The 23,119-nt window shown below is 69.7% G+C and carries 27 protein-coding genes; 13 read left to right on the top strand and 14 right to left on the bottom strand.

Features of this window, described 5'->3' with window-relative positions; all coding sequences use genetic code 11:
* Positions 1–263 precede the first annotated feature (263 nt).
* Together ACZ53K_RS41275 and ACZ53K_RS41270 are read left to right on the top strand one after the other, a co-directional pair.
* Complete coding sequence (locus tag ACZ53K_RS41275) at positions 264–506, top strand: hypothetical protein (protein WP_468847882.1); 243 nt, start codon at positions 264–266, stop codon at positions 504–506.
* Positions 507–572: 66 nt separating this feature from the next.
* Entirely contained in the window at positions 573–1,859 is a 1,287-nt protein-coding gene (locus ACZ53K_RS41270; protein ID WP_468847879.1) for a low temperature requirement protein A, read from the top strand.
* Here ACZ53K_RS41270 and ACZ53K_RS41265 read toward each other — a convergent pair.
* From ACZ53K_RS41265 to ACZ53K_RS41235, 7 genes are all read right to left on the bottom strand, one after another.
* On the bottom strand, positions 1,843–1,965 hold the full coding sequence (locus tag ACZ53K_RS41265) for a hypothetical protein (RefSeq protein WP_468847876.1): 123 nt from the start codon (positions 1,963–1,965) through the stop codon (positions 1,843–1,845). The genes ACZ53K_RS41270 and ACZ53K_RS41265 overlap by 17 nt on opposite strands.
* 93 nt (positions 1,966–2,058) lie before the next feature.
* Positions 2,059–2,808, bottom strand: a complete 750-nt coding sequence (locus ACZ53K_RS41260) for an SDR family oxidoreductase (protein WP_468847874.1) — start codon at positions 2,806–2,808, stop codon at positions 2,059–2,061.
* A gap of 735 nt (positions 2,809–3,543) precedes the next feature.
* Positions 3,544–3,900 (bottom strand): hypothetical protein, encoded by a 357-nt coding sequence (locus tag ACZ53K_RS41255; RefSeq protein ID WP_468847871.1) that lies wholly within the window; start codon positions 3,898–3,900, stop codon positions 3,544–3,546.
* 320 nt (positions 3,901–4,220) lie between these two features.
* Entirely contained in the window at positions 4,221–4,604 is a 384-nt protein-coding gene (locus ACZ53K_RS41250) for a hypothetical protein (RefSeq protein WP_468847868.1), read from the bottom strand.
* A 60-nt stretch (positions 4,605–4,664) separates the two neighbouring features.
* Positions 4,665–5,168 carry a hypothetical protein gene (locus tag ACZ53K_RS41245; RefSeq protein WP_468847865.1) on the bottom strand — a complete coding sequence of 168 codons (504 nt, stop codon included), beginning with the start codon at positions 5,166–5,168 and terminating at the stop codon, positions 4,665–4,667.
* A 121-nt stretch (positions 5,169–5,289) separates the two neighbouring features.
* Positions 5,290–5,541, bottom strand: coding sequence for a hypothetical protein (locus ACZ53K_RS41240; RefSeq protein WP_468847863.1), 252 nt, complete (start codon positions 5,539–5,541; stop codon positions 5,290–5,292).
* A gap of 128 nt (positions 5,542–5,669) precedes the next feature.
* Entirely contained in the window at positions 5,670–5,876 is a 207-nt protein-coding gene (locus tag ACZ53K_RS41235; RefSeq protein WP_468847860.1) for a hypothetical protein, read from the bottom strand.
* A 468-nt stretch (positions 5,877–6,344) separates the two neighbouring features.
* Between ACZ53K_RS41235 and ACZ53K_RS41230 the strand changes: the two genes are divergently transcribed.
* The 3 genes from ACZ53K_RS41230 (at position 6,345) to ACZ53K_RS41220 (ending at position 8,404) form a co-directional block, all read left to right on the top strand.
* The gene (locus tag ACZ53K_RS41230) at positions 6,345–6,530 is read left to right on the top strand and encodes a hypothetical protein (RefSeq protein ID WP_468847858.1); all 186 of its coding nucleotides are present in this window, start codon (positions 6,345–6,347) and stop codon (positions 6,528–6,530) included.
* Between the two features lie 127 nt (positions 6,531–6,657).
* The gene (locus ACZ53K_RS41225) at positions 6,658–7,638 is read left to right on the top strand and encodes a GNAT family N-acetyltransferase (RefSeq protein ID WP_468847855.1); all 981 of its coding nucleotides are present in this window, start codon (positions 6,658–6,660) and stop codon (positions 7,636–7,638) included.
* A gap of 97 nt (positions 7,639–7,735) precedes the next feature.
* Positions 7,736–8,404 carry an alpha-ketoglutarate-dependent dioxygenase AlkB family protein gene (locus ACZ53K_RS41220; protein WP_468847888.1) on the top strand — a complete coding sequence of 223 codons (669 nt, stop codon included), beginning with the start codon at positions 7,736–7,738 and terminating at the stop codon, positions 8,402–8,404.
* Between the two features lie 60 nt (positions 8,405–8,464).
* On the opposite strand, the gene ACZ53K_RS41215 is transcribed toward ACZ53K_RS41220, so the two are convergent.
* Positions 8,465–8,998 carry a pyridoxamine 5'-phosphate oxidase family protein gene (locus ACZ53K_RS41215; RefSeq protein WP_468847852.1) on the bottom strand — a complete coding sequence of 178 codons (534 nt, stop codon included), beginning with the start codon at positions 8,996–8,998 and terminating at the stop codon, positions 8,465–8,467.
* A gap of 38 nt (positions 8,999–9,036) precedes the next feature.
* Here ACZ53K_RS41215 and ACZ53K_RS41210 point away from each other — a divergent pair, with 38 nt between their 5' ends.
* The gene (locus ACZ53K_RS41210) at positions 9,037–9,345 is read left to right on the top strand and encodes a DUF2277 domain-containing protein (RefSeq protein ID WP_468847849.1); all 309 of its coding nucleotides are present in this window, start codon (positions 9,037–9,039) and stop codon (positions 9,343–9,345) included.
* Between the two features lie 323 nt (positions 9,346–9,668).
* Here ACZ53K_RS41210 and ACZ53K_RS41205 read toward each other — a convergent pair whose 3' ends face one another.
* The 4 genes from ACZ53K_RS41205 to ACZ53K_RS41190 form a co-directional block, all read right to left on the bottom strand.
* Positions 9,669–10,277 carry a GNAT family N-acetyltransferase gene (locus ACZ53K_RS41205; protein WP_468847846.1) on the bottom strand — a complete coding sequence of 203 codons (609 nt, stop codon included), beginning with the start codon at positions 10,275–10,277 and terminating at the stop codon, positions 9,669–9,671.
* A gap of 250 nt (positions 10,278–10,527) precedes the next feature.
* Entirely contained in the window at positions 10,528–11,523 is a 996-nt protein-coding gene (locus ACZ53K_RS41200) for an endonuclease/exonuclease/phosphatase family protein (protein WP_468847843.1), read from the bottom strand.
* Positions 11,524–11,768: 245 nt separating this feature from the next.
* Positions 11,769–12,386 carry a flavin reductase family protein gene (locus ACZ53K_RS41195; protein ID WP_468847840.1) on the bottom strand — a complete coding sequence of 206 codons (618 nt, stop codon included), beginning with the start codon at positions 12,384–12,386 and terminating at the stop codon, positions 11,769–11,771.
* A 130-nt stretch (positions 12,387–12,516) separates the two neighbouring features.
* Positions 12,517–13,059, bottom strand: a complete 543-nt coding sequence (locus ACZ53K_RS41190) for an RICIN domain-containing protein (protein WP_468847837.1) — start codon at positions 13,057–13,059, stop codon at positions 12,517–12,519.
* Positions 13,060–13,463: 404 nt separating this feature from the next.
* On the opposite strand from ACZ53K_RS41190, the gene ACZ53K_RS41185 reads away from it, so the two are divergent.
* Positions 13,464–14,615 (top strand): right-handed parallel beta-helix repeat-containing protein, encoded by a 1,152-nt coding sequence (locus tag ACZ53K_RS41185; protein ID WP_468847835.1) that lies wholly within the window; start codon positions 13,464–13,466, stop codon positions 14,613–14,615.
* A gap of 113 nt (positions 14,616–14,728) precedes the next feature.
* Here the strand turns inward: ACZ53K_RS41185 and ACZ53K_RS41180 are convergent, their stop codons facing one another.
* Entirely contained in the window at positions 14,729–15,133 is a 405-nt protein-coding gene (locus tag ACZ53K_RS41180) for a MerR family transcriptional regulator (RefSeq protein ID WP_468847832.1), read from the bottom strand.
* Positions 15,134–15,324: 191 nt separating this feature from the next.
* On the opposite strand from ACZ53K_RS41180, the gene ACZ53K_RS41175 reads away from it, so the two are divergent.
* The 3 genes from ACZ53K_RS41175 to ACZ53K_RS41165 all read left to right on the top strand — a co-directional run bounded on the left by ACZ53K_RS41175 (position 15,325) and on the right by ACZ53K_RS41165 (position 19,550).
* A complete protein-coding gene (locus ACZ53K_RS41175) occupies positions 15,325–16,824 on the top strand; it encodes a SulP family inorganic anion transporter (RefSeq protein WP_468847830.1) in 1,500 nt (499 codons plus the stop codon).
* 229 nt (positions 16,825–17,053) lie between these two features.
* On the top strand, positions 17,054–17,581 hold the full coding sequence (locus ACZ53K_RS41170) for a DUF4232 domain-containing protein (RefSeq protein WP_468847827.1): 528 nt from the start codon (positions 17,054–17,056) through the stop codon (positions 17,579–17,581).
* Positions 17,582–17,939: 358 nt separating this feature from the next.
* The gene (locus ACZ53K_RS41165) at positions 17,940–19,550 is read left to right on the top strand and encodes a M4 family metallopeptidase (RefSeq protein ID WP_468847885.1); all 1,611 of its coding nucleotides are present in this window, start codon (positions 17,940–17,942) and stop codon (positions 19,548–19,550) included.
* A 173-nt stretch (positions 19,551–19,723) separates the two neighbouring features.
* On the opposite strand, the gene ACZ53K_RS41160 is transcribed toward ACZ53K_RS41165, so the two are convergent.
* Complete coding sequence (locus ACZ53K_RS41160) at positions 19,724–20,182, bottom strand: nuclear transport factor 2 family protein (protein ID WP_468847824.1); 459 nt, start codon at positions 20,180–20,182, stop codon at positions 19,724–19,726.
* Positions 20,183–20,281: 99 nt separating this feature from the next.
* On the opposite strand from ACZ53K_RS41160, the gene ACZ53K_RS41155 reads away from it, so the two are divergent.
* The 3 genes from ACZ53K_RS41155 to ACZ53K_RS41145 form a co-directional block, all read left to right on the top strand.
* On the top strand, positions 20,282–20,857 hold the full coding sequence (locus tag ACZ53K_RS41155) for a TetR/AcrR family transcriptional regulator (RefSeq protein WP_468847821.1): 576 nt from the start codon (positions 20,282–20,284) through the stop codon (positions 20,855–20,857).
* Between the two features lie 330 nt (positions 20,858–21,187).
* The gene (locus tag ACZ53K_RS41150; RefSeq protein ID WP_468847819.1) at positions 21,188–22,561 is read left to right on the top strand and encodes a sensor histidine kinase; all 1,374 of its coding nucleotides are present in this window, start codon (positions 21,188–21,190) and stop codon (positions 22,559–22,561) included.
* 337 nt (positions 22,562–22,898) lie between these two features.
* A partial coding sequence (locus ACZ53K_RS41145; RefSeq protein WP_468847817.1) for a hypothetical protein occupies positions 22,899–23,119 on the top strand: 221 nt, incomplete at its 3' end.

The raw sequence follows: 23,119 nt of genomic DNA, 5'->3' as shown, positions 1-23,119 counted from the left end.
CCCGCCACCATCGGGATACCTCATCCCTCCGGCATACCGAGTGCGCCACCAGCCGTCACCCGGACGGAGAACCCCCACCATTAAAGATCTCTAGTTCACCAAGATCACTGTCGACCTCGGTGCTCATCTGGACGTCCATGGAACCTCCATACGCGAGTGGAGCATGAGACTGGAGTAGGTTTCTGGGCCTTCTGTCCTCGAACAGGCTCGCTGTGACGTTTCATCACGGTCAAGGGTGCTAACGAGCCATGATCATTCGACCGATGACCGCGCACGACGACGGCCACCAGAGCCGAAATGAGGAGCCGCCCCTGTCCCAGACCGCCACCTGGCACCTAACGCCGGACCACCACCCGGCCCCAGGCGGCCTGCCGGCCCCGGACCACCCGAGCCGTACACGGCCGACTGACGCCCTGGGCCACCCCCTGGCGTCCGAGTGGGACATCGGTACCGACACGCCCGCCCGCGCCCGCTCACCGGCCAGCACCGTTCTCAGCACCTCTTGACAGCCGGACACGCCACGCCGAGCGGCGCGCTCCCGGAAGTCGATGCCGTCGGAAAGGATGCTGCGCATGAATGATCCCCAGTACACCAGTGAGGCTGATCAGCGTGCTCGATCACGACGGCTGATCCCGATGACCGGCCGCGACCCGGAGGAACACGGACGGGTCTCCTCGCCGCTCGAGCTGCTGTTCGACCTCACGTTCGTGGTCGCCGTCGGCACCGCGGGATCCCACTTCGCCGAGCTGGTCGCCGAGGGGCACGCGGCCCAGGCGGTCACCGCTTTCGTGCTGGCGATGGTCGCGATCAGCGTGGCCTGGATCAGCTTCAGCTGGTTCGCCTCCGCCTTCAGTACTGACGACTGGCTCTACCGTGCCCTCACGATGGTGCAGATGATCGGTGTCGTCGTGTTCACGCTCGGCCTGCCGGCCATGTTCCGCTCCGTCGACGAGGGCGGTCGTCTGGAACTGCGGGTGATGGTGATCGGGTACGTCGTGATGCGGATCGCGATGGTGTCGCAGTGGTGGCGCGCCACCCGGCAGGCCCCCGCGTTCCGGTCCGTCGGAGTGGCGAACATCCGCTGGACGGTGGTCGCCCAGCTCGGCTGGATCGTGGTCGGATTCGCCCATCCGCCGCTCATCGTCGCGTTCGTCGCGTTCGTCGTACTCGGGGCGCTGGAACTGCTGTTGCCGGTGCTCGCCCAGGGCAGCGCCGCTGAAACCCCCTGGCATCCCCACCATGTCGCGGAGCGGTACGGCCTGTTCGCGATCATCGTCCTCGGCGAGGGGGTCGTCGGCACCGTGGCCTCGTCTGGCGGCCTCCTCGGCGGTGCGGACGGAACGCACTGGAGCGGCGACGCGATCGGCGTCGTCATCGCCGGCGTCGGACTGACCTTCGGCATGTGGTGGGTGTACTTCGCCACCCCTTTCGGCGACGTCCTCGTACACCGTCGCAGCCGCGGATACCTCTTCGGCTACGGGCACATCCCCCTGTTCATCGGGATCGCCGGGGCCGGCGCCGGGCTGCACGTGGCCGGGTTGCAGCTGGAACACCACTCCGAACTCAGCGACGTCGCCGTGGTCCTCTCCCTGGCTCTCCCGGTCGGCCTCTATCTGCTGATGGTCTATCTGCTGCACACCCTGCTGCTGTCCGCGGGAGAGCGGTTCCACCTACTGCTGATCTTCCTCACGCTCGCCGTACTCCTGACAGCCGTCCTGCTCTCCTCGGCTGGTATCCCGACCGCGGTGTGCCTGCTCATCATCATGCTCGCCCCCTTCGTCACCGTGGTCGGCTACGAAACGATCGGCCACCGCCACCAGCAACAGATGCTGGAAAGACTCGTTACGCAGGATCGCTGACAGCGCCCGTCTGCGCGGCGGGGAAGGCGTCCCTGCCGCCGGTGCCGACCACGGTGGCGTAGGAGGGCACCGCAGGGTCGATCGGGTGCTCGGCGATCCAGTGCATCCAGTGACTCCAGGCGTGATGGCCAGGCATCCCTGCGCGGCGGGCCGGCCGCGCCGGAATGCGGCCGGGGCGGCCCGCCGGGAGAGCGTGAGGTCAGCGGGTGGTGTAGCCGCCGTTGGGGAACATCGTCTGGCCGGTGAACCACCATCCTTCGGTGGCCAGGAACCTGATGACCGGGACGATGTCCTCGATGTGGGTGAGCTGGTTGCCCATCGCCTGGGACTTGTGGAACTCCACCCTTTCCGGGGTTTCCTGCGGGTAGAAGAACGGCGTGTCCATCGGACCGGGTGCCACGGTGTTCACCGAGATGTGACGGTCGGCGAACTCCTTGGCCGCCGCCCGGGTGAAGTGCTCCAGCGGTGCCTTGCCGCCGGCGTAGGTGGAGTAACCGTCCGTGAAGGCGGCCAGCAGCGACGTACCCAGGCTGATGATCTTGCCGTGATCGTTCAGCCGACGTCCGGCTTCCTGAATGAAGAAGTACGCCGCCTTGGCGTTGATGCCGAACATCCGGTCGTACTCTTCCTCGGTGGTCTCCAGGATCGGCTTGCGCAGCACCATCCCGGTGGTGTTCACCGCGATGTCGATGCCGCCGAAGGCATCCACCGCCGCGTCGAAGAGCCGCCGTACCTCCGCAACCTTGGTCAGGTCCGCCTGGACGGAGACGGCCTCTCCCCCGGCCTCCCGGATCGCCCCCACCGTCTGCTCGGCGTCGCTCTCGGAGCTGTGGTAGTGCACGACCACCTTCGCCCCGGATTCCGCGAAGTTCCTGCTGGTCAGTCCGCCCAGGTTCTTCTCACCCCCGCCGATGACCGCGACCTTGTCCCGCAGAGTGTTCTCGGTCATGCTCCGCACTCCTCACGTCCCTGCCGGTGACCGACTTGATCACCTTCCACGGAGGACACTAGGCGGACATTTCAGGTATTTACCGATAGAAGCGTCGAGTCGCTCAACAAACATCATCGATCCCCCAGAAGGCTGCCCGACCACCGCCCGTACCCGGCTCGCTCCGGGCTCGCTCCCACTCCTCCTCGTGATCATCGAGTGCCGACAGCGCGGCCGCGTCCCCCGAGCAACGGAGGTTCCCGCGATCGAGCGGAGACGGGTGTACGTCCTCCTCGGCTTCCGTCGCCCGGACTCGCCAGGCTCCCTGCCGGATGCGCCTCGGGGTGCGTCTTGGCCACCAGCGGGAAGCCTGGCTGCGGGACACACCACCAGCGCGCCCGACGGCACCTCGTCAAGCTCCCTGACGAGCATCGCGCCACGACGTTTCGGGGCACGCATGACGTGGGCGTGTTCCCGCCCCTGCGGGCCACCGGTCCGGAGGACACCTGTCATGCCACCACGGACGGCCTGAGCCTGGAGCCTTCCGCCGCGCCGTGCACCTTGGCCGGGCAGGCAGCCGAGCATGCCGAGCTGCTGGTCAGTACTGACTTGCTCACCAAAGCCGACGCCGCCGCAGCCCGCCTACGCAACCGGCTCGCCGAACGCGTCTGGCCGTCGGCAGAACCGTTGCAGAGCAGCCCGTGCCACCACCCGACTTGCGTCTCCAAAGAGACCGCATCCATCACATCCGTTACCTCAGGTCGGCCATTCGACCATGCCCAGGAAGAAGACAAAGGCCAGTACCACGGCGGACGGCGCCAGTACTGCGAGCACCAGTCGGTGGGTGGCATGGCGTTGCTTCCAAGGCAGCGCCCAAGCCCCGAGCAGGAACAGTCCCGCCACGGCATATCCGACGAAAAGCTCCGTGATGCCCTGCATCAGGCTCCGGCCGAATCGTTGAGCCACCGCGCTCTCGCAGGAGTCACAGGCCATGGGGGAGAACATGGCAACGCCGAAGAAGAACAGCGCTACGGGTAGCGTAACGATCGTCGACACGAGCGGAGTGATCCAGGCGTGCGAGGCACGCGCGTCGAAGTCGGGCGATGAAAGCATGCTGCAACTCAACCCAAACCCGATATCCCGCACATGAGCGCCCCTACTCAACTCGGGTGAGTACGCAGCTTCGGCAGTTATGGCTAAGCCGAAGCGCGGACGTTCTCCGCCGGCGCACACGATGTGTCGGCAACGCGTCGCTAGGGCGTTTCTGATGGATCTCCGTGGGGGACGGAGCGGCGTTCGGTGCGTGCGCTCGGCGTGCGGTGTGAAGGGTCATGTGGCGGAGCCACCTGTCCCTTTGCGCCGTGCGGCGAGGGTGCGTGCCTGGGGGCACCTCCCAGCGGTAGCTGGGGGAGTCGCGATGCCGCGGAGATCCATCAGAAGCGCCCTAGGTCTACCCTCCGCATGCCGCCGGTCAGCATCACCGTCCCGGTGAGTACGAGCACCGGCCGCTGGAAGAGGAGAACGGCCAGGAAGCTCAACGGGATGAACAGCAGGACGTTCAACTGGGCTGATTCGGCGGCCAAGAAGGCGGTTCCGGGCAAGCCTTTGTCGCATGTGCCGTGTGAACCGTTTCCGGCGAATCCCGGCGTCAGCGTCACGGTGAGTACGCCGGCCAGGGCCGTGGTCAGCAGCATCGGCAATATGGCGGGACGTCCGCGTAACTTGGCGATGAGGCCGACAGGAACGGCCAGTAGGGCGGCGGTCATGACGACGGCCGGAATGAGGCCGGGCACCGCACCGACCGATGCTTCGATCACCGATGACGTCTGTTCTCGAAGCGGGGTGAGGTGACGATCGAATCAGCCCGACCCACGGGGTCAGTGGGCCAGACGTTCGTAGAGGGCCATGGGGGTCACATAGCCGGGCCAGCGCCCGTCGTCGAAGAGGTGGACGCCGCCGTCCCGGAAAGTCTGGTCGACGAGTTGGGAGCAGATCATGTGGCCGGTGGCGGCGACGTAGCGACGCAGGCCCGGGAAGGGCAGGTGGAGGCGGTGGACGGCGATGGCCAGGAAGTCGAGGAAGCTGTAGGGGACTCCCTCGTAGCGACGGCCCGCGACGCATATCGCGTCGCGTTGGCGGTCGGTGAGCCCTTCCGGGCACACGTACAGAACATCCGCGCCGTCGTAGGCGGAGAGGGAGCGTATGGTCGCACCGCCGGGTTCGGCTTCGATCAGTTTTCCGTCGGGGAGTACGAGGAAGGCGTGCTGGTAATCGCCGAAACCGTTTCCGTTCAGCCACTGGCCGATACGGATCAAGCGGCCCACATTGCCGCTGATCTGGGTGAGACCGATGTCTCCGGGCATGGGCAAGGCATGCTGCATCTGCGGCTCCGAGGCACACAGTGGGGGTGGGTTTTCTGTGTGATACCCATTTCGGAGCCGTTGAAAGAAGGCGTGGGCGGGCGAATGCGTGAGCGACTGCCGCTCGGTGGCGCGGGCCGTTTCAGTGGAGTTCGTAGTGCCAACTGCCGTCGGCGGGTTCGTACCGCATGTGGACACGGCCGACGGCGCGCAGCCGGTCGCGGTCCTGCCGGGTCACGGTCACTTCGCCGCCCGTCTTGCCGACCACGTACTTCAGCGCGGTTTCGAGTTCGTCACGCCTGCGGGCGAGTTGCGCAAGTTCGAACTGGGTTTGCTGCAGCTGTGCTTGTAGCAGGGTGACCTGCTGTTCGGATGTGTCGTCGTTGTTCACCATGGTGCCGGCGCTCCGGGGTCACGAATCGACGGGCGAGGCGGGAGAGGCGCCTCGCCCGGTCCATTCGCGTGCCGGCAGGCACACCCGGTGGGATGCCGGATGTGCCCACCATCAAGGCGCTGGGGCAATCAGTCCTGCTCCAGGTCCCCGAATCGGGCGGCCGAGTTCCAGTTGCCGCTGCCCCAGTTGTGCGAGGCTTGGCTCGGCGCGTTGACGTACTTGCTGATGTGGACGAGGTCGTCGTCGTGACCGTGGGCCTGGGCGGCGACGGCGCCGGCGGCGGACAGGCCCACCACCGCGAGGCCGACGAAAAGCGGACGCATGACAGAACGCATACCAACATCCTCCTTTGAGGCGTGCTGAGAGTGACTGACGCTTCGATTCAACCCTCGCCGTTCGGTCATATGAAAGGAGAAACGCGCCTTTTCTCTCGATTTATCCGGTTGGCCTAACGGGAGGGTGAGGGGCGAAGGCGCCGACATGGGTGGGGAGAGGTGGCTGGGGGCTGTCGGTGGGGCGGGTGGAGCCAGGAGGGTGCCGGGGGTTTTCGAGGCGGAATCCACCGGGAGTGGGGAGCGTTGAGGTCACCCGATCGGCTCAGCGGTGGGCGGTGCGTGGAGGGAGGGTGGGCGGAGGGTGTGGGTCTGGACACATATGGCGACCTTCGCGCGCCGGGTGCGAATGGGTCACGGCAGGTCAGACGCATATGTACGGTGCACGTGGCCACGTCGGCACAGCAGGGCGGCGGCCGGGGGCACTTCAGCGAGGGTTCGCTGTCAGTGGCCGCCCCTAGCATGGACGGCATGTCCCCAATCCCTTCCCCTTCCGCGGGTGCGCCCCTGGGCGCCGCCGACGCCAATGAGGCGATCCGGCGGTTCGTGCGCGCCCGCCGCGGCCGGTCGTGGACGGCTGAGGACCGAGCGGAGTACGCGCGGCTGTTGGAGATATGGACGCTCGCGGTGCGCAGGGATGTCGTCGGGGTCTCCTGAGTCGACCGGCGGACAGGCGGGCGGACAGGCGGGCAGTAAGGGGTGGGCGGCCGGGGGAGGCGGGCCGCGGTGGGGAGTGGGCGGAAACCGTTGGCGGTGAGAGGCGTATCGCTGCTTGGATGCGGGCGTGAACGCCGAGAATGACGACAACCGCCACCCCGACCTCCTCCTGGCGCAGTTGCTCGACCGGATCGAGCAGTACTACGACGCCGTCCCGCGCAGTGCCGCCCGGGCGGAGGACTTCGGGGCATTGACGCTCTTCGTACGTGCGGGCCGGGGCTGGCCGTATTACGCGCGGCCCACCCGGGGGTGGACGGGCGATCCGGTGAGCGCCGCCGAGGTGGCGCGGGTGCGGGCCCGGCAGCGGGAGCTGGATTTGCCCGAGAGTTTCGAGTGGGTGTCCGAGACCGCGCCACAGTTGCGCGCCGCGGTGGAGGAATCCGGGCTGGCGGTGCATGAGCACCCGCTGCTCGCCCTGGACCTGAGTGAGGACCAGGTCGGGGGTGGTGGGGAGGAAGCGGGAGGCGGAGGGGCGGAGGCCGAAGCGGCGGCTGCCGGTGTGGCCGGTGGTGGGTCGGCGGTGCGGGTCCGGGTGCTGGCGGACGGGGACCCGGCGTTGCCGTACGCCGTCGCCGTACCGCATGTGGCCTTCGGGCAGCCCGACACCCGGATCGGCGCGGCGGGCGCCCGGGAGCTGGCGGAAACGGTTCGCCTGCTCGTCGAGGACGGGTCCGTGGACGGCGTCGCGGAGCGCATACGGAACGGGTACACCGCCGTGGCGGTCGCCGAGGAGGACGGCGCGGCGCTGTGTGCCGGTCAGCATCAGCCGGTCGGAGCGGTCAGCGAGATCGTCGGCGTGGGGACGCTGCCCAGCGCCCGCCGTCGCGGCCTGGGTCTCGCGGTCACCGCCGCGCTGGTGGCCGACGCCCGGGAGCGGGGCGTCCGTACGGTGTTCCTGTCGGCGAACAACGACGATGTGGCTCGGATCTACGAGCGGCTCGGCTTCCGGCGGGTCGCCACCGCGCTGATCGCGGACCCCGCAGAGGCCGAGGCCGGGGAGGCCGGGGAGGTTGTCGAGGGCGCCGAGGCTGCTGGGTCCGAGAGGTAGCCGTAAGGGCAGGTGGGGGAAGATGGGCGGGAAGGGGCGGCGGGGCGGAGGCCTGCCGTCCGTACACCGACGGGACCGGGAGTGAGTGGTGGTGAACATGCCTCTGCCCGGCTTCGGCGGTACGGAGCGCGAGCGGGCCCGCCCCGCCCCGGGCGCGGTGCACGTGCCCGGCTGGCTGTCGCTGGAGCGGCAGCGGGAACTGGTCACCGCCTGCCGCGACTGGGCGCGGGGACCCGTTCCGATCCGGCACACCCGGCTGCCGCGCGGCGGCGTCATGTCCGTACAGACGGTGTGCCTCGGCTGGCACTGGCAGCCGTACACGTACAAGCGCACCGCCGACGACGTCAACGGTGCCCGTGTCGCCGCGTTCCCGGACTGGCTGGTGGAGCTGGGGCGGGCGGCGCTGGCCGACGCGTACGAGAACACGGCCGCCGGTGATGACTACACACCGGACACCGCTCTGATCAATTTCTACGACGATACGGCCACGATGGGGATGCACCAGGACAAGGACGAACGGTCCGGCGCCCCGGTCGTCTCGCTCAGCATCGGCGACACCTGCGTCTTCCGCTTCGGCAACACCGAGTCCCGCGGCCGCCCCTACACCGATGTCGAGCTGGTCTCCGGCGATCTGTTCGTCTTCGGCGGGCCGTCACGGTTCGCCTATCACGGGGTCACGAAGGTACGTCCGGGGACCGGCGACCCGGCTACGGGGCTGGCGAGCGGGCGCCTCAACATCACGCTGCGGGTCACCGGTCTGGAGTAGGGCGGACCACCGGGCGGGAAGCCAGTGGCCAGGGTCACCGGGCAGGACTGCCGCACAGGGCTACTGGGCCGTGCCCGCGAGTAGCCAGCGGTCGACGGGCACCTCGAAGAGCACCCGGCCCGACGTCCCCGGGGGCGTGACGGCAGCGTTCCAGTCGTACTTCGCGATGAAGGTCGCGATGACGTCGGACGGTACGGCGGGGACGGGCCCCGCGGCGGCAGGGACGGGCCGCGCAGCGACGGCGTCGGGCCCCGGGACAGCGCTCTCCGCTCCCGGAACAGCGGTTTCGGGCCCCTCAGCAGCGGTCGCGGGCAACGCGCCGTCGCCCCGCGGCACGTGCCACACCCTGGCGCGCCCTTCCGCAACGACCGGAGCCGCGCCGCCCTCCAGGGCCAGCGAGACCCGCGGATCGTTTTCGATGTTGCGCAGTTTCACCGAGGCACGGTCCGCGCCGATCCACCAGGTGCCGCGTAGGAAGACGTACCAGACGGGTGTGACGTGCGGGGAGCCGTCCGGGCGCAGGGTGCACAGCCAGACGATTCGCTCCATGGCCAGTCGGTCACGGACGGCCGGGTCGAGGGCTTGATCGTTCATCCCGGTATTCCATCAGGGTCGCGAGGCACACTGAAGGTATGTGCCGCAGTATCAAGACGCTCCGACCGCCCGCCACCCCCGATGTGACCGAGGACGACATCCGGGCCGCGGCTCTCCAGTACGTCCGCAAGGTCTCCGGCTTCCGTGCGCCGGCCGCGCACAACCGGGAGGTGTTCGAGCAGGCCGTGGACGCGGTGGCGGCCGCGACGCACGACCTGCTGGCCGGGCTTCGGGTGCGGGGCGGCGGCGGGGGTGGGGGCAGTGGGAGCGGGAGCGGGGGTGCTGCTTCCGGTCTGGGGGAAAATGAGCTTCGGGTGTGCCGGCCTGGCGGTTCGGCTGGTGGGTGATCAGCGGGCGGTGTCGCGGACGAGGACGAGTTCGGTGGGGGGCCGGCTGCGCGGACATGCTTGTCGCCTTCGCACGCCTCGTCCTTGGGCTTCTTCGGTGGGGCGCTGACGTGGTGGTCTTGATGGTGTTCTGCTTGCGTTTGCCGGAGACGAACGCCCGGGTGGAGCGATCCACCCGGAATGTGCGCGTCAGACGCCGGGCAGGGCAGGATGGAAACTGACCGTACGGGCCCAGGTCAGCTTCACAACTCACCCGACGCGTGCGGCCCTTCTCATGTCACGGCCCGGCCGGGACGATCACCGTGTCCGCCGAGACCGTAAAGCTACCCGGCCTGAATGGAGTCTGCCGGGATCTCGAAGATGATCGTGAGCCCGTCGTGCTCGCCCCCCTGCTCGCCGACGCGCGTGAAACCGAAGCCCTCGATACACGCCAGGGAAGCTGTGTTGTCGGATCCGATCCTGGCGCGCACGGTCCTGACGTCGGGGTCGGCCGCAGCCCTGACGAGCAACGCCCTGAGCATGGCGCGGGCATAGCCCTGGCGGCGGTATCCGGGCACGACGGTATAGCCGACCTCGACCATGCCGGCCTCGTCCGGCGGCCCGTGGAACCCGGCGTCGCCAACGACGACCCCGTCCGGCTCGGACACCGCGGCACGCGTGATCCAGGGCGCGGCAGAGGGGTCCTTGGCGAGCTGGTCGGCGCGGTGGCCGAAGATCCAGCGGGCTCGCTCACCGACGAAGTGTTCGTCAAGGGCGACCCCGGCCTCGGCGCTGCCGCCGGCGAGGTCACCGTCGGCAAGCGCCCGCAGTGCCTTTGCGCCGAGCTCGACGAAACGGACGCGTTGGGGGGCGGAGAGAGGTTCGTTGTTCATCGCGGTGATGCTCAACCAGAACCGGAGAGCTGTCCACCGGTTTACGGCCTTGGCGGACATCCGGAGAGCTGACCATCGGATTACGGCCTCGGCGGACATGAAGGCGGCCACACGGGCGTCGCGACACCTACGCCGAGACCCATCCCGCGATCGTCTCGCTCGTCTCCGGCCGATCCGCGCAGCGGGCCACCCACCGCCGGACGAGCACCGAACTCGTTCTCGTCCTCATCCTCGTCCGCGACACCAGCCGCTGATCACCCACCAGCCGAACCGCCAGGCTGGCACGCCGACGCTCAATTTCCCCAGTCCGTTAGCCCTTTGGTACCTCGGGCAGCTCCAGCAGCGCGCGCACCGGCAGATGGTCGCTGGGGAACTGTCCGTCCTCGGAGAACGTGTCGATCACGGCGCGGTGCGTCCGGACCGACGGCGAGGTGAGGATCCAGTCGATCCGTTCGCCGTCCCGCACCAGCGGCCGGTAGCCGTGGTACGTGGCGTACAGGGTGCTGCGCGAGTCGGCGGTGTCCCAGCTGTCCACGAGCGCGCCCCGGCTGAGCATCGTGTCGTACACGGGGTTGTTGTGGGCGGGGACGTTGAAGTCGCCGGTGACGATGCGCGGGAGGGCCGGGTCCAGCGCGCGGAGCCGGTCGGTGATCAGGGTCGCGGAGCGCTCACGCGAGTACTGGTTGAGGTGGTCGAGGTGGGTGTTGAGAGCGTAGAACTCGCCGCCGGTACGCAGGTCCCGGAAGCGCACCCAGGTCGCCATGCGGATGACGGTGTTGCCCCATGTCGCCGAGCCGATCAGATACGGGGTATCCGAGAGCCAGAAGTGGTCGTACTCGACCGGAGTCAGTCGGCGGATGTCGTAGAAGAGGGTGGCGAACTCGTCGCGGCTGCCGCCGGCCCGGCCGGTGCCCAGCCAGGCGTAGTCCTCGCCGAGGTCCTCCGCGATGTCCTGCAGTTGGTGGTACAGGCCCTCCTGCGTGCCGAGCAGATGCGGCGCGGACCGGTGCAGCAACTCCCGCATGACCGGGCGGCGTTCGGGCCACGAGTTGGGCCGCTGGTCGGAGGCGTACCGGAGGTTGAACGTCATGGTGCGCAGCCGCCGGTCGCCTCGGGCGGCGTGCGCGGTGCCGCCTCCGTACGCCAGGGCAGGGGTGCCGACCGCCGTCGCCGCGACGACGCGCAGTGCGGTACGGCGGCTGAACGGTCCTACGGAGGCGCGAGCGGCGCCCGTGGGGTCCGGCGCCGGTGCCTCGGCCGGCGGGGGAACCGGCACCGCGGCGGAGCAGCCCGTCGATCTCGTCATCGCATCTCCAGTGGCCGGTGGCCCGCTACGCCTGCGGGCCGGGGCACTGAAGAGTCTCGGAGACCAGGGTGATGCGGAAGTGGACGGGAGCGGGAGGGGGTGGAAACGCGCTACTTCCCCAGGCTTTGGGGTGCCTGCCGCCCCGGCCCCCTGGGGAGCCTGCACCCCCTGGTCTCTGGGGTGCCACACGCACCCCGGCCCCGGGGTGCGTGTGGAGACGGGCGAGCGGGTGCGCCGCCTTCCCGTCAGGCGCCCGCGGCCGGCCCCTGCCAGTCGGCGTGGCGGATGCGGGAGATCTCCCGTACGTCGCCGATCGTCCCCCACTCGTCCTTGCCCAGCCGGGACAGCGGCCGCATCTTGCGGATCTCCGGGTGGCCGTCGGTCATGACCTCCTCCGACACCACGGCGTGCACCACGCGGCCGAAGACGACGGTGGAGTCACCGAACCGTGTCGTGCTGTGCAGTTCGCATTCGAAGGCCACCGGCGAGGCGGCGACCCGCGGCGGCTTCACCCGCAGACTTGGTTCGGCGGCCACGCCCACCTCGTCGAATTCGCTCACCCCGTGCGGGAAGTCGGTCGCCGTCTCGTTGATCTGCCCGGCGAGTTCCTCGGGTGCCAGGTTCACCACGAACTGGCCGGTCTCCTCGACGTTGCGCAGGGAGTCCTTCCGCCCGACGGCCGAGAACTGCAGGATGGGCGGCGCGACGCAGGCGATGTTGAAGAACGAGTGCGGAGCCAGGTTGGCCACGCCCTCGCCGGAGATGGTGGACACCCAGGCGATGGGCCGCGGGACCACGGTCGCCGTGAGCAGCCGGTAGAAGCCTTGCCGGTCGTACTGTTCGGGGTCGAAGTCGATACGCATGAAGATCAGTATCCATCCGTGCCGGGGCGCCGTCCGCCCTGGGTGCGCACGCCGGGACGGACGCGGCGTGAAGCGGCCCGGCACTTCGCGCGTGCCGGGCCGCTCGTTCAGCAACTAGGAATATCGCGCGTTATTCCTTGTCGTAAAGATTCCACACCTGGTCGTCCCCGTCGTCGACCTTCTGCGGCTTCAACGACGCCGCATCCCCGGACTCCCCCTGGAGACGGAGGTCGCGGGCCTTCTCAGGGATAATAGTGATCTTGTCCAGGGCCGTGTTGACGACCCATCGCTGATTCAGCTGGCCAGGGACGCATTCGTCCTGTGTGACCTGGACATTTTCCCCATGGAAAGTCAGGCATCCCTTGTAGTTCTCCGGAGCGGGCGGAGAGACCGGCTTGATGGTGTAAACCCCCACACCACCCTCGGTCCTCCCGACGCGCGTACCCTTCCAGACCTGGTACACGTAGGTCGCGGGCCGCGTGACCACGCCCTCTCCGTAGTAGGCATCGATATTGGTGTTGTGCTGCTCGTTCTGGATGGAGTGCGTCCACGTATCGGTCGCGGGGTCCCCGGGCGCCGCCAGAGCCTGGGAGCTGCCACCCACACTGAGAAGGGCACCCGCCAGCATGACGCTGGAGGCCAGTGCAATGCTCGTCTTTACGGAGATCTTCACCTTTTCATCCTTTCATCGGCCGGTTTTTCCTGCCGCGAAAAAGATATGCCCGCATTCGGCGCCGATGCACCACGCCGGGTGAATGTTCATTCATGGGAATCATTTATTCGACTTTCCCCGCCCCAGGCTTATGGCAGGTGTACCATGCCCAGCCGGCGCAGGGCGCCGATATCACTGTTGCCGCTGTTACCAGCGTTTCCGGCCGCCCTCCATCATGATGCCCATAAACTCCGTTTCTCACAATGCGACGGTGAATGGTCGGGCGCCCACGGCGAGAACTCGAACCGATCGCGTCCCGGCGGCAACCTTTACCCGGGCGGCGGCGACGAGGAGGAGAGCGGCACTGCGGGCGTGAGGCCCGGAGCGCCGCTCCGTACCTGTCCCCCACGAGAGGAACCACTGCCGTGAGCAGCAACACCGGTCGCCACCGCAGGACCCGCACCCTGACCATCGCCACTGCCGTCACCGTGACCGCCGGCGCCGGAGGTGTCTGGCTGGCGCTCGCCCCCGGTACGGCCGGGGCGGCGCCCCAGAGCGTCGTCGTCTCCTCCACCGCGGCCCTGCAGGACGCCGTCGCGCACGCCAAGGCCGGCACCACCATCCAGGTGCGCGGCGGTACGTACTACCCGACCAGCAGCCTCAAGAGCTCCGCCAACGGCACGCCCACGGCCCGTATCACCCTCGCCGCGTACGGCAGCGAGAAGGTGCGGATCGACGGCTCGAAGCTGCCCGCCGGGTCCTGGCTGGCCGGGATTTCCGGCGATTACTGGACGGTCCGGAACCTCACCTTCCAGAAGTCGCCCGCGCACGGCTTCGTCGCCACGTCCTCCACCGGCGGCGTCTTCAGCAACCTGGTCACCGCCGACAACGGCAACTCGGGCTTCACCCTGCGCGGCGAGGGCACCAACGACAACCTCGTACAGAACCTGGACAGTCACGGCAATTTCGACCCCGCCACGCACGGCCAGAACGCCGACGGCATCGCCGTGAAGTTCGGTTCGGGCAAGGGCAACCGGATCACCGGGGCGCGGCTGTTCAACAACGCGGACGACGGGCTGGACCTCTGGAAGTTCGCCGGCCCGGTCACCATCGAGCACACCTGGGCCTACGGCAACGGAAAGAACCGCTGGCACGACCCCGCCTTCGAGGGCAACGGCAACGGCTTCAAGCTGGGCGGCGGCGGCACGGTCGCCGCGCATGTGGTGAACAACAACGCGGCCTGGGACAACACGCTCCACGGCTTCACCGAGAACAGCAATCCGGGCGCCACCACGCTCGGGCGCAACACCGCGTACGCCAACAAGAAGGCGGGCTTCTACTTCGCCACTGGCAAGGCGCGGCTGTCGAAGAACCTGGCCGCCGCCAACGGTGACCGGCCCGCCAAGATCGGCTCCTCGGCCGTGTCGACCGGCAACACCTGGGACCGCGGTGTGGTGACGCCGCCGTTCAAGTCCACCGACGCGCGTACCGCGTACGGGCCCCGCCGGGCGGACGGCTCGCTCCCGGCGACCGCCTTCCTGACCACCGGCGCGCCCATCGGGTCGACGATGAACTGACCGGATCGGTCACGGCCGGGCACCGCGACGATGAACCGGCCGGGCCGGTTCTGACAGGCGCCATACGGGCGGGCGCGCTCCCGAAAGCAGGGGCGCGTCCGCCCGTGCGGCTGCTACGAGGCGGCACCGCGCGCGAGCCGGTCGCGGAGCGTGGCGGCGAACTCCTCGGCCCGCGCCAGCTGCGTCCGCAGGTCCGCCACCCGCTGCTGAGCGGCCTCTTCGAAGCCGCGCACCCGCGTCAGGAGTTCGCGCCGCTCGTCGGCCGGCAGGCCGGTGCCGGAGTCGAGGCGGTCGGTGGCGGCGAGCAGGTCGCGCATCTCGTCCAGGCTGAATCCCAGCGGCTTCATCCGGCGGACGACCATCAGGCGGGCGACATCGGCTTCCGTGTAGAGGCGGAAGCCGCCCTGGGAGCGGGCCGAGGGGATGACGAGGCCGGTCTCCTCGTAGTGGCGGATGGTGCGCAGCGACAGTTCCGTCCGCGTGGCGACCTCGCCGATCTGCATGTGCTCGCCGTTCACGAGACGCCCTTTCCGCCCGTATGCGGGACTCTGCCGCCCGGCACCCGTGCCCCCTGGCCGGGCATCCATGGCCCGTGGTCCGTGGCCCGGCAACTCTACCCTAACGTTAGGGTAGAGTAGGGTCCTTTGCGCCGTTCCCGCACACCCTCGGCACCACCGGGTGTGCCCTAGCACGACAGGGTCCCGCTCTCTTGTCCCCTTCCGTTCCGTCCCCGGCCGCACGGCCGCGTGGCTTCCGCCCGCCGTGGCTGTCCCCGAAGGTGCTGCGTACCGAGGTGCTGGCCGGCCTGGTCGTCGGCCTGGCCCTGATCCCCGAGGCGATCTCGTTCTCGGTGATCGCCGGGGTCGATCCGAAGGTGGGGCTGTTCGCGGCATGCACCATGGCCATGGTGATCGCGTTCGCCGGCGGGCGGCCCGCGATGATCTCCGCGTCGACCGGTGCCGTGGCCCTGGTCGTCGCGCCGGTCACCCGGGAGCACGGCCTCGGGCACCTGATCGCCACCGTCATCCTCGCCGGGGTCTTCCAGATCGTGCTCGGGGCACTGGGGGTGGCCAAGCTGATGCGGTTCGTGCCGCGCCCGGTGATGGTCGGTTTCGTCAACGCGCTGGGCATCCTGCTGTTCACCGCCCAGATGCCCAACCTGTACGACGTGCCGTGGCCGGTGTACCCGCTGTTCGCCGCCGGGCTGCTGCTGATGGTGTTCTTCCCGCGGCTGACCAGGGCGGTGCCCGCGCCGCTGGTGTCCATCGCGGTCCTCACCGCCCTCACCGTCGCGGCCGGGATCGCCGTACCCACGGTCGGCGACAAGGGCACGCTGCCGTCCTCGCTGCCCGTACCCGGTCTGCCGGACGTGCCGTTCGACCTGCACACCCTGACCGTCATCGCCCCGTACGCGCTGGCCATGGCCCTGGTGGGGCTCATGGAGTCGCTGATGACGGCGAAGCTGGTGGACGAGCTGACCGACACCCGCTCCAACAAGACCCGCGAGTGCGTGGGCCAGGGCATCGCCAACATCGTCACCGGATTCTTCGGTGGCATGGGCGGCTGCGCGATGATCGGCCAGACGATGATCAACGTCAAGAACGGGGCCCGCACCCGGCTGTCCACCTTCCTGGCCGGCTTCTTCCTGCTCGTGCTGTGTATCGCCCTCGGGCCGGTCGTCTCCCGCATTCCCATGGCGGTGCTGGTCGCCGTGATGGTCCTGGTCTCGGTCGGCACCTTCGACTGGCACTCCGTCCGGCCCGCGACGCTCAGGCGGCTGCCGCCCGGCGAGACCGCCGTCATGGTGATCACCGTCGCGGTGGTCCTGGCCACCGACAACCTGTTCATCGGTGTCGTCGTGGGCACGGTCGCCGCCATGGCCGTCTTCGCCCGCCGCGTCGCCCACCAGGCCGACGTCACTTCGGTGACCGACCCGGACGGCACACAGGTCGTCTACTCGGTCTCCGGTGCGCTCTTCTTCGCCTCGTCCAGCGAACTGGCCGCGCGGTTCGATTACGCGGGTGACCCGGACCGGGTCGTGGTCGACCTGACCGGCGCCCGCATCTGGGACTCCTCCTCCGTCGCCGCCCTGGACGCCGTGCAGGCCGGGTACGCCCGGCGCGGCAAGAGCGTCGAGATCATCGGCCTCGACGACACCAGCGCGGAGCTCCACAAGTCGCTGAGCGGGGCGCTCGCGGGCGGTCACTGACCGTACGGAGGTGCCGCCGCTCCGGCCGTTGTCCCCGGTACCAGGGCGTTAGCCACGTGTTAGCCGATCATCAGCGTCCGCGCGCAAGGTGGGTGCACGGAATCAAGGATGGCCGTACCGGCCCGCCACCGCACCGGAGCGTGTGTCGCGTTACGCGCATGGGGCAGGCGGGTCGGTGCAGAACCGATCGTGCTCCCCGGGATGCCGGGGAAGAGGGAGTTGATCGACCATGCGTGGTCTGCGTACCGCTGCCGCCGTAGCCGCTGCCGCCGCCCTGGCCGTGGGGGCCGGCGCGGGCGTCGCCTCCGCCGCCGGCACCGGAACGGCCGGTGCCGGAGCGTGCCGGCCGGGGACGCTGAAGGTCACCACGACGGACGCGGGCGGCAGCCAGGCCGGGATGAACCACGCGGGGACCTACCTGCGGATGGAGAACGTCGGCAAGAGCACCTGCTCGATATCCGGCTACCCGGGTCTGGCGCTGGAGGGCGCCGGGCACACCGCGCTCAAGACCCAGGCGCGGCACGGTGACACGTACTTCGCCAAGGACCCGGGCGTGCACACGGTGACGCTCGCGCCGGGCAAGAGCGCCTACGCCGACCTGGTGTGGACGCACACCGGCGCGGACACCGCGCACGCCAAGTACCTCCAGGTTTCGCCGCGGGGCGGCAACGGACACAGCGTGGTCCCGTTCGACCAGGACGTGGACAACGGCACGCTGTCCGTGACGGCCTGGTCGGCGAAGCTGCCCACCTCCTGAGGCAGCGCGCCCGTAGTGGTACGGAGGCCCGGCGTCCGATTGCGGCGCCGGGCCTCCGGCATGCCGTACGACGGTGGCGACCGGCACGCCGGACGGGGTTACGGGGCGCCGGCATCCGCCGGGGGCGCAGCAAGCTGTTCACAAAATCGGTCGTTTGGCGACCACAAATCGCTGACAAACGACCGCATTTCGTCAAACCCCCTGTGAAATCCTTGTTGAAGCCCTGACAAACACGGTCGGGTGATGGCACTCTCCTCTCGATTCACTCCTGCACCACCGGGCGGCCCGACAGGGCCCGCCCTCCCCCTCATCCGGGCCGCACCCATGCGGCCCGCGCAAGGAGACTGAGTTGAGACGCATGACCTCCACCCCCCGCAAGCACACCCTCCGTGCCGCCGCCCTGGTCGCCTCCGCCGCGATGGTCGCGGTCACCGTCCAGACCGGATCGGCGACCGCCCGGCCCGACGCCGCGACCGGCGCCAACGCCGTCGCGCTCTCCGCCCAGCAGCGCGTGAGCGCGATCCAGAGCGCCCAGGCGGACGCCGCCGTCACCGCGCGGAAGATCGGCCTCGGCGGCCAGGAGAAGCTCGTCGCCCGCGACGTCATCAAGGACGCGGACGGCACCGTGCACACGCGCTACGAGCGCACCTACGAGGGCCTGCCGGTTCTCGGCGGGGACCTGGTCGTACACGAGAAGACGAACGGCGCCCGCACCGTCGACAAGGCGACGCAGGCCTCCATAGCCGTGCCCACCACGGACGCCGCCCAGCCGGCCGCCGGCGCCAAGAAGAGCGCCCTGTCCGCGTCGGCCGCCGAGAAGAACACCAAGGCCGAGGCCAAGGACGCGCCGCGCAAGGTGATCTGGGCCGCCTCCGGCAAACCCGTCCTGGCGTACGAGACCGTGGTGACCGGTGTCCAGAAGGACGGCACGCCCAGCGAGCTGCACGTCGTCACCGACGCGAAGACCGGGGCCAAGCTCTTCCAGGACGAGACGATCGAGACCGGTACGGGCACCAGCTCGTACAGCGGCACCGTCCCGCTCACCACCACCAAGAGCGGCAGCACCTACAACCTCACCGACGGCGCCCGCGGCAATCACAAGACGTACGACCTGCGCCAGGGCACGTCCGGCACCGGCACGCTGTTCACCGACGCCGACGACAAGTGGGGCGGCGGCCGGCAGACCGCGGCCGTCGACGCGCACTACGGCGCGGCGGTCACCTGGGACTTCTACAAGAACGTCCTCGGCCGCAACGGCATCCGCAACGACGGCAAGGGCGCCTACTCCCGCGTCCACTACGGCAACAGCTACGTCAACGCGTTCTGGCAGGACTCCTGCTTCTGCATGACGTACGGCGACGGCCAGAACAACAGCAACCCGCTGACCGCGCTGGACGTGGCCGCGCACGAGATGAGCCACGGCGTCACCGCCGCCACCGCCAAGCTGAACTACAGCGGCGAGTCCGGCGGTCTGAACGAGGCCACGTCCGACATCTTCGGCACGGCGACCGAGTTCTACGCCAACAACGCGACCGACAAGGGCGACTACCTCATCGGCGAGAAGATCAACATCAACGGTGACGGCACGCCGCTGCGCTACATGGACAAGCCCTCCAAGGACGGCGCGTCCAAGGACTACTGGTCCTCGTCGCTGGGCGGCGTCGACGTGCACTACTCCTCGGGCCCGGCCAACCACTGGTTCTACCTGCTGTCCGAGGGCAGCGGCACCAAGACCATCAACGGCGTGACCTACAACAGCCCGACCTACGACAACTCCAAGGTCACCGGCATCGGTCGCGACAAGGCCCAGAAGATCTGGTACCGCGCGCTGACCACGTACTTCACCTCCACCACGAAGTACGCGGGCGCCCGCACCGGCACGCTGAAGGCCACCGCCGACCTGTACGGCGCCAACAGCACCGAGTACAAGACGGTCGCGGCCGCGTGGACCGCGATCAACGTGAAGTAAGCGCTGAATGCGCAGTAAGCGGCAGAACGTGAAGTAAGCGTCAGCCGAGGCCGGTTTCCGGCGCGCCCGTCGTCGTCAGCGGTGCGCCGGACCGCCGCACGCACTCCGCCCCGCCGGGACTTCCGGCGGGGCGGAGTGCGTTGGCAGCGGCGCCGGGGCCGCAAAGGCTCAGGTCACCAGACCGGGATCAAGGCCCGGTCCTCCTCGGCTGGCCGCGGGCCGAAGACGCGCCGCTCCGCCTCGGTGATCCGTACGTCGTTGATACTGGCCTCGCGGCGCCGCATCAGTCCCTGGCCGGTGAACTCCCACAGCTCGTTGCCGTAGCTGCGCCACCACTGCCCCGCGGCGTCGTGGAACTCGTACTGGAAGCGCACCGCGATCCGGTCGTCCTGGAAGGACCACAGTTCCTTGCGCAGGGCGTAGTCCAGTTCCCGCGCCCACTTCTCGCGGAGGAAGGCGGTGATTTCGGCGCGGCCGGTGAGGAAGATGTCCCGGTTCCGCCAGACCGTGTCCTCGGTGTAGGCGAGCGCGACCTGCTCGGGGTCGCGGGTGTTCCAGGCGTCCTCGGCGGCCCGGACCTTCTTCAGCGCGGACTCCCGGTCGAACGGCGGGAACGGGGGGCGTGGGGTCATGGCGGACTCCTTGCTGGAGGAACCACACGGAGAACGGGCGTTCTCCGTGTCGTCCGCTACTCTAGAGAACGATCGTTCTCGGCGAAAGCGGGAGGCCCAGTGCACCAGGAAGAAGCCCGGGTACGGCTGCTCGACGCAGCCGAGGAGCTGTTCTACGCCCGCGGCGTCCAGGCCGTGGGCATGGACGAGATCCGCGCCGCGTCCGGTGTGTCACTGAAGCGGCTGTACCAGTGCTTCCCTGCCAAGCACGAGCTGGTGGAGGCGTACCTGCGGCACCGCGACGAGCGCTGGCGCGCGGCCCTGGCCGGCCATGTGAAGGAACACGCCGCCACGCCCGAGGACGCGCCGGCCGCCGTCTTCGACTGGCTGCACACCTGGTTCGGCACGCCGGGCTTCCGGGGCTGCGCCTTCATCAACGCCTTCGGCGAGCTGGGCGCCGTCTCGGAGGGCGTGGCCCGCGCCGCACGCGACCACAAGGACGCCGTGCACACGTACCTCGCCGGCCTCGTACGCGACCTGCCCGCCGTCGATCCGGAGGCGCTGACCGGCCAGCTGGCGCTGCTGGTCGACGGCGCCATCACGACCGCCACGATCAGCGGCGACGCGGCTTCGGCCCTGCGTGCTCGGGACGCCGCCGTGACGCTGGTGACGGCGGCCTGCGCGCAGTCCGCCTGAGAGGGCGCATCCCTCGGTGTGTCGGGGCCGCGGCCCGCACCCCCGTACGGGACGGCCGGCAGTCCTCGCCACGAGGAGTGACAGAATCGTTCTCCCGCTTATGGTCGTTCGTTACGCAGTCGCCGGATTGCCGCAATGGAAGGGAGCCAACATCATGTTCGACGTAGGGTTTCCTTCCGCCCCGCGCCCCCCGTAACCACCGACTGGAAACACTGTGCACCTCCCCCGCTCCCGGCCGCTCCCAGGGCAGAGACGGGTCCGGCCGCCGGCGCTCGCAGGGACACCGCCGGTACCCGCCTCGCCGTCGCCCGCCCACCCGCAGGCCGTACGGTGAGCGCCGGCACGGCGGGGGCACGCGGGCGCCGGTGGCGGCGGCTGCCTTCCTGGACGGCGACACTGCGGTGGAAGGCCGCCCTGTTCATCATGGTCATGTGCTGCTTCCTGGCCGCGGTGCTGGGCGTGCTCGTGCACGTCCTGGTCAGTCGGCAGTCCGAGGAGCAGGCCCGGCACGCGGCCCTGGACCGGCTGAGCTCGGCGGTCGAGACCTACGTCGCCGGAGAGCCGCCCGGCCGCGACGCGCGACTGGATCCGCCGGACCTGCCGCCCGCCCTGCGCGACATGGCGCGACGCGGCGAGCGCGGCACCCAGCTCGGTGAGCGCGGCGGCCGCCCGACGATGTGGGCGGTGACCCCGGCCGACGGGAAGGCCCTGGCCATCAGCCAGGACTACAGCCAGCGGGCGGCCGTCATCAGCGGGCTGGACCAGGCCATCATCGGGTCGGCAGCCGTCGCCATCACCCTGACCCTCATCGTCGGCCTCTACGCCACCAGCAGCGTCACCCGGCGCCTGCACCGCACGGCACAGGTGGCACGCCGCATCAGCGACGGTGACCTCGACGCCCGCGTCGACGACCCGCGCGCGCAGTGCCCCGGATACGCCCGGGACGAGACCGCCGCCGTGGCCGCCGCGCTCGACGCGATGGCCGCCAGCCTGCAGCGCAAGCTGCACAGCGAGCAGCGCTTCACCGCCGACGTCGCCCACGAGCTGCGCACCCCGCTCACCGGCCTGCACGCGGCCGCCGAGCTGCTGCCCGCCGGGCGGCCCACCGAGATGGTCCAGGAGCGCGTGCAGGCCATGCGGCGGCTGACCGAGGACCTGCTGGAGATCTCCCGGCTGGACGCCGAGGTGGAGCGCGCCGACCTCGACGTGCACCGGCTCGGGCCGCTGGCCGAACGCGCGGTACGGGCCACCGGGCTCACGGCCGAGGTCCGGGTGGTGCGGGGCTGCCGGGTGGAGACCGACCAGCGCCGGCTGGAGCGCGTCCTGGGCAACCTCGTCGCCAACGCGCACAAGCACGGCCGCCCGCCGGTGATCCTGACCGTCGACGGGCCGGTCGTCACCGTACGCGACCACGGCGACGGTTACCCCGAGGAATTGCTGACCGAGGGACCGCAGCGCTTCCGCACCCGCTCCCGGAACGGCAGGAAGGGCAGCGGGCACGGCCTGGGGCTGACCATCGCCGTGGGCCAGGCGAAGGTCCTCGGTACGACCCTGCGGTTTGCCAATGCCCCCGACGGCGGCGCCGTCGCGGAACTCACCGTCCGCCGGGCGGACACGGAACGGCGCCCCGCCGGGGACGGCATGCCGGCGGCGGAGGACGGGCAGCGCGGCGCGCCGACGCCTCCGGAGGACGGTACGGCGTAGCTCCGTGGGCGCACGGTGCGACACAGCGCCGCAGGGATCTTTGATCCGGTGCGGCGTAGCGCCACGAGGGCACGGCTGCCCGACGGCACTCCCGCATTGTCCGGAAGAACGGCTCCTTGCGTTCCGCTGAGCTGGCCGGTCAACTCCCGGACAATTCCTGGTCAATCGCCTCCCTTGTCCGTCATGTCACAGGGAACCACCATCGGCACGGACCGCGCGTCCCCGAACGGGTGACGGGCGTCCCGCCACGCATGCCGCGGCCGCTTCTGCCACACCCCGTCGACCTGCTCCGGCCCGTACCCGCCCGTGCCCCGCGACCAGGGAGCCTTCCTCAGCCATGTCCGCGTCCTCAGCCTTCACTCCCCCTTCCGTGACCGCCTCCGCCCAGGCCGGACCGGCCCGGCAGGCTGCAGCCTCCCGGCGCCCGCGCCGTCGCTGGGAGGTGTGGCGCTCCCCCGACAACCAGCCCCCCTGGGCGCGCCCCGCCCTGCTCGCCGTCGCGGCCCTGGCCGGCCTGCTCTACGCATGGAACATCACCACCAGCGGCCTGGCCCCCTA

The sequence above is a fragment of the Streptomyces sp. NPDC033221 genome (genome assembly GCF_055577005.1).
This window is presented reverse-complemented; position numbering and strand designations above follow the sequence as displayed.